Source organism: Mucilaginibacter sp. (assembly GCF_028288205.1).
In the GTDB taxonomy this organism is placed as follows: domain Bacteria; phylum Bacteroidota; class Bacteroidia; order Sphingobacteriales; family Sphingobacteriaceae; genus Mucilaginibacter.
The window spans coordinates 1-15,786 of record NZ_JAQBOD010000005.1 but is presented as its reverse complement, the minus strand read 5'-3'; the positions used below and the strand labels follow the sequence as shown (position 1 = coordinate 15,786).

Genomic DNA, 15,786 nt, shown 5'->3' with positions numbered 1-15,786 from the left:
GCCATCCGTTTATAAAGAAATAAATAGAAAATCCCGTCAAAATAATGGAACAAACCGTAGAACAAAAGCTTAAAGCGTTATACGAATTACAAACCATCCACACTAAAATTGATAAAATTCGCCAGATAAGAGGTGAATTACCTATGGAAGTTGCCGATCTGGAAGATGATGTTGCAGGTTTAGAAACCCGTATACAAAAAATTAAAGGGGAGTTGGATGATTTGGAGGATGATATAGTTACCCGTAAAAACCTGATCAAAGATGCCCTGGCTAATACCAAAAAATACGAAGCGCAGCTTAATGAAGTAAAAAACAACCGCGAGTATGATGCAATTTCGAAAGAAATTGAGATACAAGGGTTAGATATACAGGTAAGCGAAAAGAAAATACGTGAATTTGGATTTGAAATTACTTCAAAAACCCAGGTATATGAAAAAGCTTTAGCCGATCTTGAAGCCCGTAAAAGCGATCTTGAAGCTAAAAAGGATGAGTTGGGTACAATTACCGCAGAAACTGAAAAAGAAGAAAGCGAATTAACCGCACAATCAGAAAAAGCTACTAAAGGTATTGACGAGCGTTTATTGGTTGCTTACAACCGTTTACGTCAGAATGCTAAAAATGGCCTGGCTGTGGTTACCATCCAGCGCGATTCATGTTCAGGATGCTTTAACCAGATACCTCCTCAGCGCCAATCAGATATCCGTCAACGCAAAAAAGTTATTGTTTGCGAGCATTGCGGTCGTATCCTGATAGATGAGCAAATGGCTCTTGAAGCAGAAACTGCTATTGCCTAATGACTAATTAATATATAGAAAAGCGTCCGCCATTGTTGGCAGGCGCTTTTTTTGTATAACAGGGTTTTTATATTGTAAAATATATACATTTAACCAATGCTAAAAGCCAGGCTTATCTATCTCATTCTTATTTTCATTACTGTTATCGCCGGGCTTGTATCCCGGGAGATGCCTGCATCTATTGTACCTTTATTTATAGGTGACATTTTATGGGGACTGGCGGTTTTCCTTTTAATGCGGTTCCTTTTTATACATAAGTCTTTAGCGTACATACTAATATTAAGCCTGGCCTATGCTTATGCAACTGAGTTTAGCCAGCTTTACAAAGCACCATGGATAAATAATTTACGTTCAACATTTTTGGGTAAAGCACTGTTAGGCGAAACATTTTACTGGGGCGATCTGGCCAGCTATACAGCTGGCATTGGCCTTGGGGTTTTAGTAGAGCTGTCATTGCGTACTTTGATAAGGAGTATATGTATCCGAAACGGATTAAGTAAATCTTAATAGAAATGAAAAGGATTTTAACACTTTTAATGATTGCAACTACTATTCAAGCCCATGCACAACAGTTTTGTACTGAATTGTTTGGCTTTCGACTAGGGCAATATCGTGAAGCTGCAAAAACCGAATTGGGCAAGCCATTTAAAATAGGGAAATACAGTGATGGCTTTGAATACGAAGCATTTTTGTTAAAGCCCGATACCTCTTTATACATCATTTTCGAATATGCTGTAAACAAAAAAGACATAATTTGGAGTATACAGGTTTCAGGTTCAAATTCAACAACAGACATTGGGTTCAAAAATGTTAAGTTAGGCATCAACAAGACTCAAACAGAAAAACTAATCGGGAGACCATCTTCAACCGAAAATATCGGTGAATACGGGAATAAGTGGGTTTACAGCAAAACAAATTTTTCCCTTGAAGTAAGCAAGGCGGGAAAACTATCAAGTGTAAAAATCCTTGATAATTCACAAGAGCTTTTCCCGGCGGGACCTGACCCTAAAAAAATTCCAACCTTTGATGTAATTAGAAGCACACTTAATTCTAACAATAACTCTGATATTTTAAAATTGCTTTCAGGCGATATTGAAACTTATTATAAAGGGAGCACATACTATTTCAAAAAACCTTTTCTGGCAGAACAATCATCCGATTATTCTAAAGTACTTTCAATAATTAAGACAATTTCTAAAGACCTTTCGTCAGTAAACACAGGGAACCTTGACGAGTATGAAGAGAATATGAGACTCACCTTAGGCGAAGATATCAAACATGTCATCAAAATAAAGAAGGGACACTTGATCAAAGAAATCGTTTTAAAGTATTTTGGTGGGCAGTATTATATTTTCGAAATAAACGCGAACACTAAGTAGCCTTAAGATTAAAACATACTCGTCTGCTTCCCGCCCTTTGGCGTAAATAAGCTATAGTCATGTGGTGGCATTTCCCTGCCGGCTAAAAAGCGGTTGCAAGCCATTTTAAACAGTTGATGGATAGATTGCGCCACCGGGCCTTCGCCGCGCATACGGCGGCCAAATTTGCTATCGTTTAAATTGCCGTCATGGCATGCTTTTATCTGGTTCAATACTTTTTCGGCACGATCCGGGAAAGCTTTATATATCCAGTCGGTAAATATTTCGCCAATACTGCCATTTAAGCGCACAATGGTAAATCCCGCTGATAACGCCCCCCTGTCTGCAGATGCTTTTATAATATCTGGTATCTCGTTGCTATTCAATCCGGGTATGATCGGCGCAGCCATTACCCTTACCGGTACACCTTTTTCTGATAGCTTTTGAATAACCGCCAGCCTGCCATTGGCAGTTACCGTACGCGGCTCCAGCTTTTGCCTTAGCGACTCATTTAGCGATGTGATAGATACGTTAACATGTACCAGGTTAAGCTTTGCCAGCTCTGTAATGATATCCAGGTCGCGGATGATAACATTGTTTTTTGTAATGATGCTCACCGGGTTTTTATATTGCAAAAATAGCTGTAACAAGCCCCGGGTAATTTTTAGGCGCCGCTCAATAGGCTGGTAACAATCTGTATTGCCTGATAACAGAATGCTAACTGGCTGGTAATTCTTTTTATTAAAATAGGTCTCCAGCAGTTCTGGCGCGTTGCGTTTTACTATTATTTTGCGTTCAAAATCAAGCCCGGCGCTAAAGCCATAATACTCGTGTGTGTTGCGGGCATAGCAGTATATGCAGCCATGCTCACAGCCCTGGTACGGGTTGATGGAATACATATGGCTTAGATCCGGGCTGTTAGATTCGCTTACTATCTTTTTCGGCGTTTCCTCAAAAAGCTGGGTAGCGCTGTTTTCTAATAGCGGTTCATCTAAACCCTCTATATGGTCCAATACATACTTACGCTTTAAAAATTTATTATCGGTATTAACCTGCGCCCCGCGCCCCTTGAAAAATTCCGGATTATCCTGATGTGCCATAAAACAAATTTGCTAATATTTTTAGCAAAACGCAACGGTATTGAATTATTTTTTCGAACATAAGCTGTATTTTTCTGTTAACACACCATGCGCAAATTTCTGCAACACTTATTAACCAAACCGGTAATTAAACTCGCCAATAAATGGTCGTCACGCCCTGATAAAAAGCGGGTTGATAAAGCGTTGACCCATCTGTATCAAAACATAACTACTAATCCAGGTAAGCGCGGGCAGGTTATTCTGTTTGATGCTGAAAAAGACAAATTCATTATTTTATCAGATCAGCATAAAGGCGCGAGGGATGGTGCGGACATTTTTGCCAAAGCAGCTAAAAATTATCTTTCAGCATTGGATCATTATAACAAACAAAAATTCTTCTACATCAATTTAGGCGATAGCGAGGAGCTATGGGAGAACTTATTTATCACCATTAAAAGACACAACAAAGCAACGTTTGAGGCAGAAAGAAAATTTTTGGAACGCAACGCCCTCATCAAAATATTTGGTAATCATGACTTGTATTGGGATAATGATCCGCTGGCTGCAGTAAGCCTGATGCAGCTATACCAGCAACCGGTAAAGATATATGAGGGCGTTATATTAGAAACCACCTTTAATAATAAAAAGCTATCCATATACATGACGCACGGCCACCAGGGCGATCTGCAAAGCGATGGCAACTGGTTCAGCAAATGGTTCGTGTCTGATATTTGGGCGCCTTTTCAATCCTACCTGCGCATTAACCCAAATACACCAGCCAATAACGATCAGCTTAAAACCGACCATAACCGACTGATGTATGAGTGGAGCTCGAAACGAAAAGACACTGTATTGATAACAGGGCACACGCATCAGCCCGTATTTAGATCATTAACCGAGTTGGAGATATTGTATGAGAAACAAGCGCAAGCCAAACAAGCCAATGAGAGTGCGGAAGCGAGGGAACTACAAGCTAAAATTGATAAACTGCATCTTAAAGCGTCAAGACCGCCGGATTTTAAAGGGTACCTGGACACCTATTTTAACAGCGGCTGTTGTTGTTTTGACGATGGTGATATAACAGGGATAGAAATTGCAGATAGTTGTATCAGGCTGATAAAATGGGAGTATAAGGGTAAGGAGAGCGTAAGGATAGTTTTGGAAGAAAGTAAGCTGGAGGACCTAAAACTGTAGAGACGCAAAATATTGCGTCTCTACTCTGAGCTTCTCAACAAAACACATTGAGCCTTACAACAAAACAATCGCGGCTTACCTGCGATATCTTTGTATCAACAAAAACAGAAACAATGACAAAAATATGGTTTATAACAGGCGGCTCCCGCGGATTGGGACGCAGCCTTACAGAAGCGGTTTTAGCAACAGGCGATAAGGTTGCCGCTACTGCCCGCAATACAGATGCTCTTGCAGACCTGGTTACTAAATATGGCGACCAGATCTTCCCGGTACAGCTGGATGTTATCCATTACAAAGATGTGTATAAAGCTGTTGCCGATACAGTTGCTCATTTTGGGCGGATAGATGTATTGGTTAACAATGCCGGGTTTGGTATAATTGGTGCAGCCGAAGCGTATACTGACGAACAAGTGCGCAGCCAGTTAGAAACAAATTTATATGCTCCGATTGAAATAACCCGCGCTGTGCTGCCTTATATGCGTAAACAACGTTCGGGCCGTATCTTACAGATCAGCTCTATAGGAGGGCGGGTTGGTAACGCCGGACTAACTATGTACCAGGCCGCTAAGTTTGGTTTAGGAGGGTTTAGTGAGGCCCTGGCTAAAGAAGTTGCGCCATTAGGAATTTATGTAACCTGTGTAGAACCGGGCGGTTTCCGTACAGATTGGGCGGGTGCCTCCATGACCTATGCCCCTGCAATTGAAGGCTATGAAGCTTCGGTAGGTGCCCGTGCTGAATTTTTTAAAAGCGATAAATTTATCCCGGTAGGCGACCCTGATAAAGCCGCCAGGGTAATGGTTGAGCTGGCAGAGCACCCAGAGCCTCCGGTACATTTAATATTAGGCAGCGAAGCCATAAGTATATTAAAAAGTACGGATGAGATAAGGCGCGCTGAATTAGAAAAATGGTTACCGGTTAGCATATCTACAGATCATGATGAGTCGGGAGATTTTTTTAAAACCGACTTTGGTAAATCTTATTTAAAAAGATAAGTAAATTAGCCTGCAGATGCCGATAAAATACGATAAAACCGCACCGCGGATATTATATTCCTGCTACACCCATATAAGCAGAGAAGGCGAACAATTTATACCCGAACATGTGTTTGGGTATATTTTGGCAGGCAGCCAGGATATGAGTGTTGGCGATAAAACATACCATTTTAATGAGGGCGATTTTAGGTTCTTTAGTAAAAATCAGCTTTGCAAATTTGTTAAAAACCCGCCGGCCGGCGGCGAATTTATATCCCTATCGGCGATATTGGATAAAGACACCTTACAAAGCATTAGCCAGGAACACAACCTCCATGCCGATGCCCCCTACACAGGCGAGGCCACATTATTGCTTGAGCCAAACGAATTGTTTAAAAACTACGTGGCGTCATTAAAACCCTATATTAACAGCAAAACAGAAATTAACAGGGCGCTTACCAGTTTAAAGGTAAAAGAAGCGGTTATGTTGTTATTGGACACTAACCCCGGGCTAAAAAATGTGCTGTTTGATTTTGCCGAACCTGGCAAGATAGACCTGGAGGCTTACATGACCGAGCATTATAAATACAACGTCGATATAAGTCGTTTTGCTTATCTCACCGGCCGCAGCCTGGCAACTTTTAAGCGCGATTTTGAACGGATATTTCATACATCGCCCAACAGGTGGCTACAACAAAAACGATTAACAGATGCCTATTATTTGATCAAAGAAAAAGGCTGGCGCTCGTCAGACGTTTATATGGAAGTTGGTTTTAAAGATCTCTCGCATTTTTCTTTCGCCTTTAAAAAAGTTTATGGGGTACCGCCGTCGAGGTTGTAAAGTTAGCGGCCACAAATGAGGCTTACCCACCGTTGTCTGTGTCCTCACAGACAACAATTGTACTGTAGCTGTTTGTGGGGACACAAACAGCGGGTTTATTATCCCTCCAATAAAAACACAAACAACTCTTTAGGGCCATGCGCGCCTAAAACCAGTGTTTTCTCAATATCGGCGGTACGGCTTGGGCCGGTAATGTTGGTTATCATGGATGGTACATTGTTGCCATATTTTTCTTTAAGCAGTTTAAAACCATCTTTTAAATCAGGAACCAATTGCGACGCATAGGCCAGCACAATATGCACGGGGGGATAAATACTTAATCTTCGCCCTGCCGCATTGGCGTTGGATAACAGGATGCTGCCATTACGGGCTATAAGCGCTTCGCAAAGGGTAAAACCAACCTCGGCCTGTTCAAAATCTTTATCGGTTTCAAAATACGGGTATTCGTAACGGGCCAATATTTCCTGTAAGGCAGGTTCCCAGCAGTATATTTTACGCCAGTTGCGTTGCTCGGCTAATTCTAACAAGGTTTCAATAAATTGCACCTCATCCTCGCAAAAGGCAAACTGACCGGATACGGCCATAAATTGCTCGGCAAACATTACATCAAGATGCCCGTCAACAGGCGGATAAAGAGGCAGATTCTCCAGGTTTGGATAAGGGTTGTCCCTTTTCTCCAAAAGTGCCTGGCGTATCTTTTTAAGCAGCTTTTCTTTTGATGTGGTAATGTTCCTCATTTTTTAGCTTAAAGCAAAAAGCTTAAAGCTAAGGGCCAATATTGCTTTGGTCCTTTCGCTTTAAGCTTTCTGCTAATATTATTCGCCTGTGTTAGCCTCTTTTTCTTCAGGGTTTCTTTCAAATGTTCCTGAATGATCTGCAACACCCTCGTGCGATAGTGCTTGTGCTGCAGGTTCCTGGTTTGATTCGGGCGCACCGTTTACAAATTCATCATAAGTAGTACGATGCTCGAACGGGCGTTTACCCAATATCTCTTCCAGGTCTGATTGGAATAAAATCTCTTTTTCCAGCAGCTTATCGGCTAATTTAATTAACCCATCGCGTTTATCGGTAAGCAATTTCTTGGTTCGTGCGTAAACCTGGTTTATCTGGTTACGAACTTCCTGGTCAATTAATTCAGATGTTTTTTCTGAATATGGCTTGTTAAACTGGTATTCGCCTTGTGTATCGTTAAAAGACACATTACCTACCTTTTCATTCATACCATATATGGTAACCATTGCGTATGATAGCTTGGTTATTCTTTCCAGATCATTTTGTGCACCGGTTGATATTTTACCAAAGGTAATATCCTCTGCAACACGGCCACCCATGGTCATACACATACCATCTTCCAATTGTTCAATGGTATATAAAAATTGCTCTTTTGGCAGATATTGCGCATAGCCTAATGCTGCAACACCGCGTGGAACAATGGATACCTTAACCAACGGGTCGGCATGCTCCAAAAACCATCCTGCAATAGCATGGCCCGCTTCGTGGTAAGCCACAATACGTTTTTCTTCTGGTGATATGATCTTGTTCTTTTTCTCTAAGCCACCAATTACGCGGTCAATAGCATCCTGGAAATCCTGCATATCGACAGCCTCTTTGTTTTTACGGGCAGCTATAAGTGCAGCTTCATTACAAACGTTGGCTATTTCTGCGCCGGCAAATCCCGGAGTTTGCGCGGATAGTTTTTTAGCGTCAACACCATCAGACAGTTTAACGGGCTTCAAGTGTACTTTAAAAATCTGTTCGCGCCCAATCAAATCCGGCTTATCAATAGATACCTGCCTGTCAAAACGGCCGGGGCGCAATAAAGCCGAGTCTAATACATCAGGGCGGTTAGTTGCAGCCAGAATAATAATACCCGAGTCTGTACCAAAACCATCCATCTCTACCAATAACTGGTTCAATGTATTTTCTCGCTCGTCATTACCGCCAACAATATTATTTTTACCACGGGCACGGCCAATAGCATCAATCTCGTCAATAAATATAATACATGGCGCTTTGTCTTTTGCCTGGCGGAACAGATCACGAACACGTGATGCGCCAACACCCACAAACATCTCCACAAAATCAGATCCTGATAGGGAGAAGAAAGGCACCTGCGCCTCGCCGGCAACGGCTTTGGCCAATAAAGTTTTACCTGTACCCGGCGAGCCTACCAATAAGGCTCCTTTAGGTATTTTACCACCCAGGTTAGTATATTTTTTAGGGTTTTTCAGGAAATCTACAATTTCCATTACCTCTTGTTTGGCTTCTTCCAAACCAGCAACATCATTAAAGGTAACTGATACCTGCGCTTCCTTATCAAACAAGGTAGCTTTTGATTTGCCGATGTTAAATATCTGGCCACCCGGGCCGCCACCGCCGCCGCCACTCATGCGGCGCATAATAAACATCAGCACCGCGGCAAACAGTACAATCATGATAACACTCTGTACCAACCCGTTTGATAACAAACTATCATGCGGTACATATTTTATGCCTGCTTTTTGTGCGTCAGGGACATCTTTTTGCGCGTTATTTATAGATTGTTTTAAACTCTCATAAGATGCATCGGTAAAAGTATATTGCGGTTCATTACCGGTAGCGCCAAAAGAGCGCTGAGTTTTATTTACATCAGCATATTGCGGTTTTTTTAAGCTGTCTTTTTTAATATGCACTTCGGCAACAACATAATCACCGCTTTTATAAGCTTCAACATAGTCTACATCGCCTGGTTTAAGCATTTCTGTTTCAAATCGCTTAAAATCAATTAACGCGCCGCCATTGCTGCCTGAAAAGTAGGCTACCCCAATAAAAGTTGCTATAACAACAGCATACAGCCACATAATATTAAATTTAGGGGGCTTAGGGGTTATTCTTTTATTGGGTATTTTCCGTATCGGTTTTGGCTTATCCAATTTCTTATCTTCCATTTTTTGTTTAAATCTCACTTATAATTAACTTTAATTAAACTACAGGTAACGCTAAGCGCTTTTGTAGTTTTTAATTTCGGCATCGCCCCATAATTCTTCTACACCGTAATACTCCCGCTTATCTGTACGGAAAATATGTATAACCACATTTACATAATCTAATAATATCCACTCGCCATATTCAAGGCCCTCTTTGCGCCATGGGTCCTGCTTCAGGGCTTTATATACCTCTTCTTCAATACTATTGGCAATCGCTTTAACTTGTGTGGCTGAGTCGGCGTGACAAACTACAAAGTAGTCGGTAACAGAACTGTGTATATTACGAAGGTCTAACCTTACAATATCGTTTCCCTTTTTTTCCTGTATGCCATGTATGGCTAATTCAGAAATGTAAGCTGATTCACTTATCGCTTTATTTTTTACCATCAAAAAGAATTAGTTTTGAACGTTTTTGAGTTTAGCATTATTATAGCATTGCAAAATAACATATTTTCAGGATTATTTGTTGGACAAAATTTACTGACACTAAAAGAAGTTGACTCGACCAACAATTTCCTTAAAAATCTATTGTCAAATTCTAAGCCAGTACCTGAAGGAACGGTCATTATGGCAGAAACACAATTTGCCGGCCGCGGCCAGCAAAACAACCAGTGGCATAGCGAACCCGGCAAAAACCTAACATTTAGCCTGTTGCTTAGACCATCCTTTTTGGCTGTTGCCAATCAGTTTGATCTTACCCGTGCTATAAGTTTAGGTGTTTTTGAGGCCTTATACCCATTATTGGGTGATGGGCTTAAAATAAAGTGGCCCAATGATATTTATTATGGCGATAAGAAACTGGGCGGTATGTTAATTGAGAATATATTGCAGGCCGGGCAGATAAAAAATGCCATTATTGGCATAGGGTTGAATATTAACCAGGAAGTTTTTCCGGATGGGGCCGGCAATGCCACATCTGTAAAACAGATATTACAGAAAGATTACGATTTGCGGACGATATTATCAGACATTTGCAGCCATATTGAAGCGTATTACTTAAATTTAAAAGCAAATAAAGTTTCTGTTATAAGAAAAGCATATTTAAGCCGTTTGTATAGCTTTAATGAAAACCGTATTTTTAAAGCTGGCAATGAAGTGTTTACTGGAACTATAACAAATGTTAAAGAAAATGGCCTGCTGGTTATACAAAAGGGTAACCGCGAAATGACCTATAATTTAAAGGAGATAGAATTTTTAAACAAATAAAACCTATGAAAAAAGTATTGGCAGTAATTGCCGCGTTAATAATAAGCGTTGGCGCATACGCGCAAATTGAACGTCCGGTAAAATGGGCGTATGCTGCAAAAAAAACCGGCGCTACAGAAGTAACGGTTTTTTTAAAGGCTAATATCGAGTCTGGCTGGCATATTTACTCATTAAATTTAAAAGATGGCGGCCCGATAAAAACCTCGTTTACCTTTGTCAAATCACCAGAGTATAGTTTGGTGGGTAAATCTATTGAGCCAAAGCCGGCAACAAAATTCGAAAAGTCATTCGGTATGGATGTAAGTTATTTTGAAAATGAAGTTGTTTTTCAGCAAAAGATCAAACTAAAATCACCTAAAGCATCAGCAGTTAAAGGCTCGCTTACCTATATGACCTGTAACGATCATAAATGCCTTCCTCCTGAAGATGTGAATTTTTCTATCCCGCTGGGTAAATAAGCGAAAAAATGACAGCTGGTAAGGGGTTCTCCGTTAAAACGTTATTCTGCATACCACTTTTGGTTGCAGCTTTTTTATGTATGACAGGCATTGAGCCTGCCAAAGCACAATCATCTGCCGATACCGGCGGTGTAAGCTTTACTGTTATTCCTACTGCTGCCGATAGTTTGGCCGCACAAAAAAAGGAACATAAAGACACCGTAAAGAAAGCAACAGTTGTCGTTACTCACGCTACCGAAAAACCTCAAACACTTTGGGCGATATTTATAGCAGGTTTTTTGGGTGGGTTTGCTGCATTCTTAATGCCTTGTATTTACCCTATGCTGCCATTAACGGTAAGTTTTTTTACTAAAAAAGGGGGTAGCCGCAGCAGAGCCATATTACAATCATTGCTTTACGGCTTATCTATAATTGTAATTTATGTTATACTGGGGTTTATTATTACCCTACTATTTGGGCCATCGGCGCTAAACGCTTTAGCTACTAATGGTATATTTAACTTCTTTTTCTTTTTATTGCTGGTTGTATTTGGCATATCATTTTTGGGCGCGTTCGAAATTACCTTACCCGGTTCATTAGCTAATAAGCTGGATGAAAATTCTGATAAGGGCGGCTTGATAGGTATATTTTTCATGGCCGCTACTTTGGCGGTAGTATCCTTTTCATGTACGGGCCCTATAATAGGTTCGGTACTGGTTGGGGCGGCTACCAAAGGCGAACGGCTTGGGCCGGCTATTGGCATGTTTGGGTTTTCGTTAGCATTGGCGCTGCCGTTTACACTGTTTGCCATGTTCCCATCAGCATTAAAGAGCCTGCCAAAATCTGGCGGGTGGTTAAATAGTGTTAAGGTTATTTTAGGTTTTATTGAGATAGCTTTTGCCCTCAAGTTTTTATCGAATGTTGATTTGGCTTACCACTGGAACTGGTTTGACCGCGAAATATTTTTATCACTATGGATAGCCATAGGTATTTTAATGGGGCTGTATTTAATAGGCAAGATCAAATTTTCGCATGATAGCGATCTGCCGTATCTTTCTGTGCCACGTACCTTTATATCAATCATCGTATTCGCGTTTGTGATATATATGATCCCAGGTTTATGGGGTGCGCCGTTAAAATCTATTAGTGCATTTTTGCCGCCATTAAGCACACAGGATTTTGATCTTTCGGCAGGTGTTAGCACAAGTGTTGTATCTACCAATACATCAACCATCAAAACCAAAAAATACGAAGAGCTTTTTAAGCGCCTGCCTAAAGTAAAAGGCATTGATGACTGGTATGATTATGACCAGGCTATTGAAGTTGCAAAACAGGTGCATAAGCCTATACTGATAGATTTTACCGGCTGGAACTGTGTTAACTGCCGCCAAATGGAAAGCAATGTAATGCCAAGTCCGGAGGTGTTAAAAAGGCTGCAAAACGATTTTGTGATATTACAATTAGTAATTGACGACAAAACCGAACTGAAAAGCTCTGAGCAGTTTATATCTGCCGTTACCGGCAAAAAGATAACAACGCTGGGTGCTAAATGGCTTGACAAGGAGATATCCCAATACAACTCTAACGCGCAGCCTTTTTATGTAATTATTAATGAAGACGGGCAAACGCTTGTTCCGCCGCAAGGTGCCAACTTTAATATTGACGGTTTTATAAAATACCTGGATAGCGGAATTTCTGCCTATAAAAGTGCGCAAGGCGGCAAAAAATAGTGTAAATTCGCGGCGGAAATGGCAAACTAACGGAAGTAACTTTGCCGCGAATGGAATAAAATACCTACCAATAATGACGCCAATAAAAAAAATAGGACTATTTACGTCGGGTAGCGACTCGCCCGGGATGAACGCAGCTATCAGGGCGGTAGTACGTACTGCCATATATTATGATATTGAAGTTGCCGGTATCCGTCGTGGTTACGAAGGGATGATAAATGGCGACATCGTTCCGATGGATACTAAATCGGTATCAAACATTATACAGCGTGGCGGCACCATGCTAAAAACTGGTAGTAGCGAGCAGTTTAAAACCACAGAGGGCCGAAAACTGGCGTACGATCAGCTTAAAAAAAATAATATTGATGCATTAGTTGCTTTGGGGGGCAACGGCACTTTTAAAGGTGCTAAAGAATTTGGCGAAGAATACCCGGATATTGCTATTGTTGGCCTGCCTTGCACCATTGATAATGACCTGCGCGGTACTGATTTTACTATTGGGTATGATACAGCAATAAACACGGTAATTGAAGCGGTTGATAAGATACGAGAAACAGCCGAATCGCACGACAGGTTATTTATTGTTGAAGTAATGGGCCGCGACTCGGGCATGATTGCGCTACGTACAGGTATTGGCGTAGGTGCAGAAGCTATAATGGTTCCGGAAACGAGGTCTGATATAAATGCCTTATTTGAACGGCTTGAAAAAGGGCGTAAGGATAAAACATCAAAAATTGTAATGGTTGCCGAGGGGGATGAGCCGGGTGGCGCGTTTGAAATTGGCCGTGCCATACAGGAAAAATATCCTAACTATGATACCCGCGTATCTGTATTGGGCCACATCCAGCGCGGGGGCAAGCCAACGTGTATGGATAGGGTGCTGGCAAGCCGCTTAGGTGTAGCAGCTGTTGAAGCGTTAAAAGACGGACATACAGGCGAAATGGTGGGCTTAATTCATAACAGCATTATGTTTACGCCGTTTGGACAATCTGTTAAGCATCTTCATGATGTGAATGCCGAGTTTATACGAATAGTGGAGATGCTTTCTTTATAGCAGTTAAATTTGTTGATTGGGTTGATATTAAGTGAGCAGTTGTAATTTCGATAACCACTCACTTAATCAAACCCAATCAACCACTCACCTACAACAACTTATCAGCAACTTCTTTCCAGTTATTTACACGCTCATATTCTGTTAAGGTTATATTATGTGGTGATGTAAACAATAGCTTACGGCCATTATAGCGGGTAAAGTTTTTAGTACGGTCATCTATCATTATATCGGTATTAACAATTTTATAACCACAAAAAATAATATTGGTCCAGGATATAAATGGAAAATGATCGGCAAGCCATGCCTGCTTATCTTCCAGCGAATTTGGAAACTCTGTAGCAGCCGACACAATAAAAACCTCGTACTTTTTATTTAACTCTTCAATAACCTCGCGGCTGTCAGCAATTACTTTAAGGTCCCTGAAAAACCCTTTGCGGTTAATGTATTCGCGCAGGGTGTGATTTAATTCGGGTGGTAACAGTTCTCTAAACTCTTTGCCGTGCATTTGGTCGAGCGTGAAGTTATAACCGTGTTCCTGCTGATAGATGGTTATAAACTTGTCAATCGGGTCGGCTATAACCTCATCCATATCAATGGCTATACTTTGTTTATTCATAGGGTGTAAATTTCACACTTTTAAGGCATATAAAGTCTTTTGAATTTTGATTTTTTTATTCTGAATATAAATGATACCTTTGCGTCCCCGCTGAAATAAACTCCGGGGGAATGTTGAACACATAAAAAAATAAAGAATGGCAACTAAGATCAGATTGCAAAGACACGGTAAAAAGGGAAAACCTTTTTATTACATTGTAGTAGCAGACGCACGCGCTCCACGCGACGGTCGTTTTATTGAGCGTTTAGGTTCATACAACCCAAACACAAACCCCGCAACTATTGACATTAATTTCGACAAAACCCTTAACTGGGTAAATGATGGTGCACAACCAACAGATACTTGTCGTGCTATATTGGCTTACAAAGGTGTAATGTACAAAAAACACTTACAAGGCGGTGTTAAAAAAGGAGCATTAACCGAAGAGCAGGCTGAAACAAAATTTGCTGAGTGGTTAGATCAAAAAGAAGGTAAAATTACCGGTAAAAAAACAGACTTAAATTCTGCAAAAGACACGGCCCGCAAAGCAGCGTTAGTTGCCGAAGCTAAGAAGAAGGAAGATAAAGCTGCCGCGATTGCTGCAAAATATACTCCTCCTGCCGAAGAAGTTGAAGAAGCACCGGTTGCTGAGGTTGAAGAAGCACCAGTTGCTGAAGCTGCTGTTGAGGAGGCTCCTGCTGCTGAAGCAGAAGAAACTCCGGCTGCTGAAGCTGACAGTGCTGAATAATTTTAGCATAGCAAAACTTATACAATGGCGAAGCAACCCACCGGTTCTTCGCCATTGCTATTTTAGCACCAGGTAGATTTGATAACTTTTAAAAAGTTGTCAAATCTTAATACGGTAATAATTATATCATATGAAAACCGAAGATTGTTTCCGAATTGGAAGTGTATTAAAAACCAAGGGTCTTAAAGGCGAAATGCAAATGTATGTAGACTTTGATAACCTGCCTGATATTGATTTTAACGCCCTGTTTATTGAGATAGGCGGCAAGCTGGCCCCATTTTTTGTGGAATCAATTAAATACAATCAAAAAAACTCGGCCTACCTGTACCTGGAGGATGTTGATACCATTGAAAAGGCATCGGTACTGGTAAGAAAAGATATTTACCTGCCCAACAAACTAAAACCCAAAAAGAAAAAAAGCGACTTTACCCTAAAGGACCTTATAGACTTTACCGCTGTTGATGAAAATGAAGGTGAGTTGGGTAAGATCACCGCCATACATGAATACCCACAACAATTAATAGCCGCCGTTACCTACAAAAACTGCGAAGTGCTTTTCCCGTTGAATGAAGAAATTATTATAGGTATTGATGTGGTTAAAGAGATTGTAACAGTTGATCTGCCTGAGGGGCTGTTAGATATTTATTTGGATTAGACCCCTAACCCCCTGAAGGGGGAACAATTTATGTCATTTCCTTTAGATTAGCTTCAGCAAAATAAACAGGTTATTATTATTGTTGAAGCTTTCTTTTTGCTTCTTTTTCTTTGTTAATAACCTCGATTTTTGTGGATAAAGTTAACAGCGGTAAAGGC

Annotated in this window: 17 protein-coding genes; 12 read left to right on the top strand and 5 right to left on the bottom strand. The window is 40.9% G+C overall.

The annotated features are described in order from the left end of the window. The first annotated feature begins 44 nt into the window (after positions 1–44). The 3 genes from JWR23_RS00805 to JWR23_RS00795 all read left to right on the top strand — a co-directional run bounded on the left by JWR23_RS00805 (position 45) and on the right by JWR23_RS00795 (position 2,173). Positions 45–794, top strand: a complete 750-nt coding sequence (locus JWR23_RS00805; protein WP_299511723.1) for a C4-type zinc ribbon domain-containing protein — start codon at positions 45–47, stop codon at positions 792–794. 96 nt (positions 795–890) lie between these two features. After that, positions 891–1,301: a DUF2809 domain-containing protein gene (locus JWR23_RS00800; protein ID WP_299511721.1), complete on the top strand. Its 411-nt coding sequence runs from the start codon at positions 891–893 to the stop codon at positions 1,299–1,301. Positions 1,302–1,306: 5 nt separating this feature from the next. Next, positions 1,307–2,173, top strand: a complete 867-nt coding sequence (locus JWR23_RS00795) for a hypothetical protein (protein WP_299511719.1) — start codon at positions 1,307–1,309, stop codon at positions 2,171–2,173. 8 nt (positions 2,174–2,181) lie between these two features. Here the strand turns inward: JWR23_RS00795 and JWR23_RS00790 are convergent, their stop codons facing one another. After that, positions 2,182–3,252: a PA0069 family radical SAM protein gene (locus JWR23_RS00790; RefSeq protein WP_299511717.1), complete on the bottom strand. Its 1,071-nt coding sequence runs from the start codon at positions 3,250–3,252 to the stop codon at positions 2,182–2,184. 87 nt (positions 3,253–3,339) lie between these two features. On the opposite strand from JWR23_RS00790, the gene JWR23_RS00785 reads away from it, so the two are divergent. From JWR23_RS00785 to JWR23_RS00775, 3 genes are all read left to right on the top strand, one after another. Next, complete coding sequence (locus tag JWR23_RS00785) at positions 3,340–4,425, top strand: metallophosphoesterase (RefSeq protein WP_299511715.1); 1,086 nt, start codon at positions 3,340–3,342, stop codon at positions 4,423–4,425. A gap of 113 nt (positions 4,426–4,538) precedes the next feature. Then, entirely contained in the window at positions 4,539–5,417 is an 879-nt protein-coding gene (locus tag JWR23_RS00780) for an oxidoreductase (protein WP_299511713.1), read from the top strand. 16 nt (positions 5,418–5,433) lie between these two features. Further along, positions 5,434–6,237 (top strand): AraC family transcriptional regulator, encoded by an 804-nt coding sequence (locus tag JWR23_RS00775; RefSeq protein ID WP_299511711.1) that lies wholly within the window; start codon positions 5,434–5,436, stop codon positions 6,235–6,237. 98 nt (positions 6,238–6,335) lie between these two features. Here JWR23_RS00775 and JWR23_RS00770 read toward each other — a convergent pair whose 3' ends face one another. From JWR23_RS00770 to rsfS, 3 genes are all read right to left on the bottom strand, one after another. Continuing rightward, positions 6,336–6,974 carry a lactate utilization protein gene (locus tag JWR23_RS00770; RefSeq protein WP_299511709.1) on the bottom strand — a complete coding sequence of 213 codons (639 nt, stop codon included), beginning with the start codon at positions 6,972–6,974 and terminating at the stop codon, positions 6,336–6,338. 78 nt (positions 6,975–7,052) lie between these two features. Continuing rightward, positions 7,053–9,164: an ATP-dependent zinc metalloprotease FtsH gene (gene ftsH / locus JWR23_RS00765; RefSeq protein WP_299511707.1), complete on the bottom strand. Its 2,112-nt coding sequence runs from the start codon at positions 9,162–9,164 to the stop codon at positions 7,053–7,055. 51 nt (positions 9,165–9,215) lie between these two features. Continuing rightward, positions 9,216–9,590 (bottom strand): ribosome silencing factor, encoded by a 375-nt coding sequence (rsfS, locus tag JWR23_RS00760; RefSeq protein ID WP_299495941.1) that lies wholly within the window; start codon positions 9,588–9,590, stop codon positions 9,216–9,218. Between the two features lie 15 nt (positions 9,591–9,605). Here rsfS and JWR23_RS00755 point away from each other — a divergent pair, with 15 nt between their 5' ends. The 4 genes from JWR23_RS00755 (at position 9,606) to pfkA (ending at position 13,630) form a co-directional block, all read left to right on the top strand. Beyond that, positions 9,606–10,409: a biotin--[acetyl-CoA-carboxylase] ligase gene (locus JWR23_RS00755; RefSeq protein ID WP_299511705.1), complete on the top strand. Its 804-nt coding sequence runs from the start codon at positions 9,606–9,608 to the stop codon at positions 10,407–10,409. Between the two features lie 5 nt (positions 10,410–10,414). Further along, a complete protein-coding gene (locus JWR23_RS00750) occupies positions 10,415–10,867 on the top strand; it encodes a protein-disulfide reductase DsbD domain-containing protein (protein ID WP_299511703.1) in 453 nt (150 codons plus the stop codon). An 80-nt stretch (positions 10,868–10,947) separates the two neighbouring features. Further along, positions 10,948–12,576: a protein-disulfide reductase DsbD gene (locus JWR23_RS00745; protein ID WP_299511700.1), complete on the top strand. Its 1,629-nt coding sequence runs from the start codon at positions 10,948–10,950 to the stop codon at positions 12,574–12,576. A 73-nt stretch (positions 12,577–12,649) separates the two neighbouring features. Beyond that, positions 12,650–13,630, top strand: coding sequence for a 6-phosphofructokinase (gene pfkA / locus JWR23_RS00740; protein ID WP_299511697.1), 981 nt, complete (start codon positions 12,650–12,652; stop codon positions 13,628–13,630). Between the two features lie 88 nt (positions 13,631–13,718). Here the strand turns inward: pfkA and JWR23_RS00735 are convergent, their stop codons facing one another. After that, on the bottom strand, positions 13,719–14,246 hold the full coding sequence (locus tag JWR23_RS00735) for a 5'(3')-deoxyribonucleotidase (RefSeq protein ID WP_299511695.1): 528 nt from the start codon (positions 14,244–14,246) through the stop codon (positions 13,719–13,721). Between the two features lie 136 nt (positions 14,247–14,382). On the opposite strand from JWR23_RS00735, the gene JWR23_RS00730 reads away from it, so the two are divergent. Next, on the top strand, positions 14,383–14,973 hold the full coding sequence (locus JWR23_RS00730) for a 30S ribosomal protein S16 (protein WP_299511692.1): 591 nt from the start codon (positions 14,383–14,385) through the stop codon (positions 14,971–14,973). Between the two features lie 130 nt (positions 14,974–15,103). Then, positions 15,104–15,628: a ribosome maturation factor RimM gene (rimM, locus tag JWR23_RS00725; protein WP_299511689.1), complete on the top strand. Its 525-nt coding sequence runs from the start codon at positions 15,104–15,106 to the stop codon at positions 15,626–15,628. Positions 15,629–15,786: the final 158 nt, after the last annotated feature.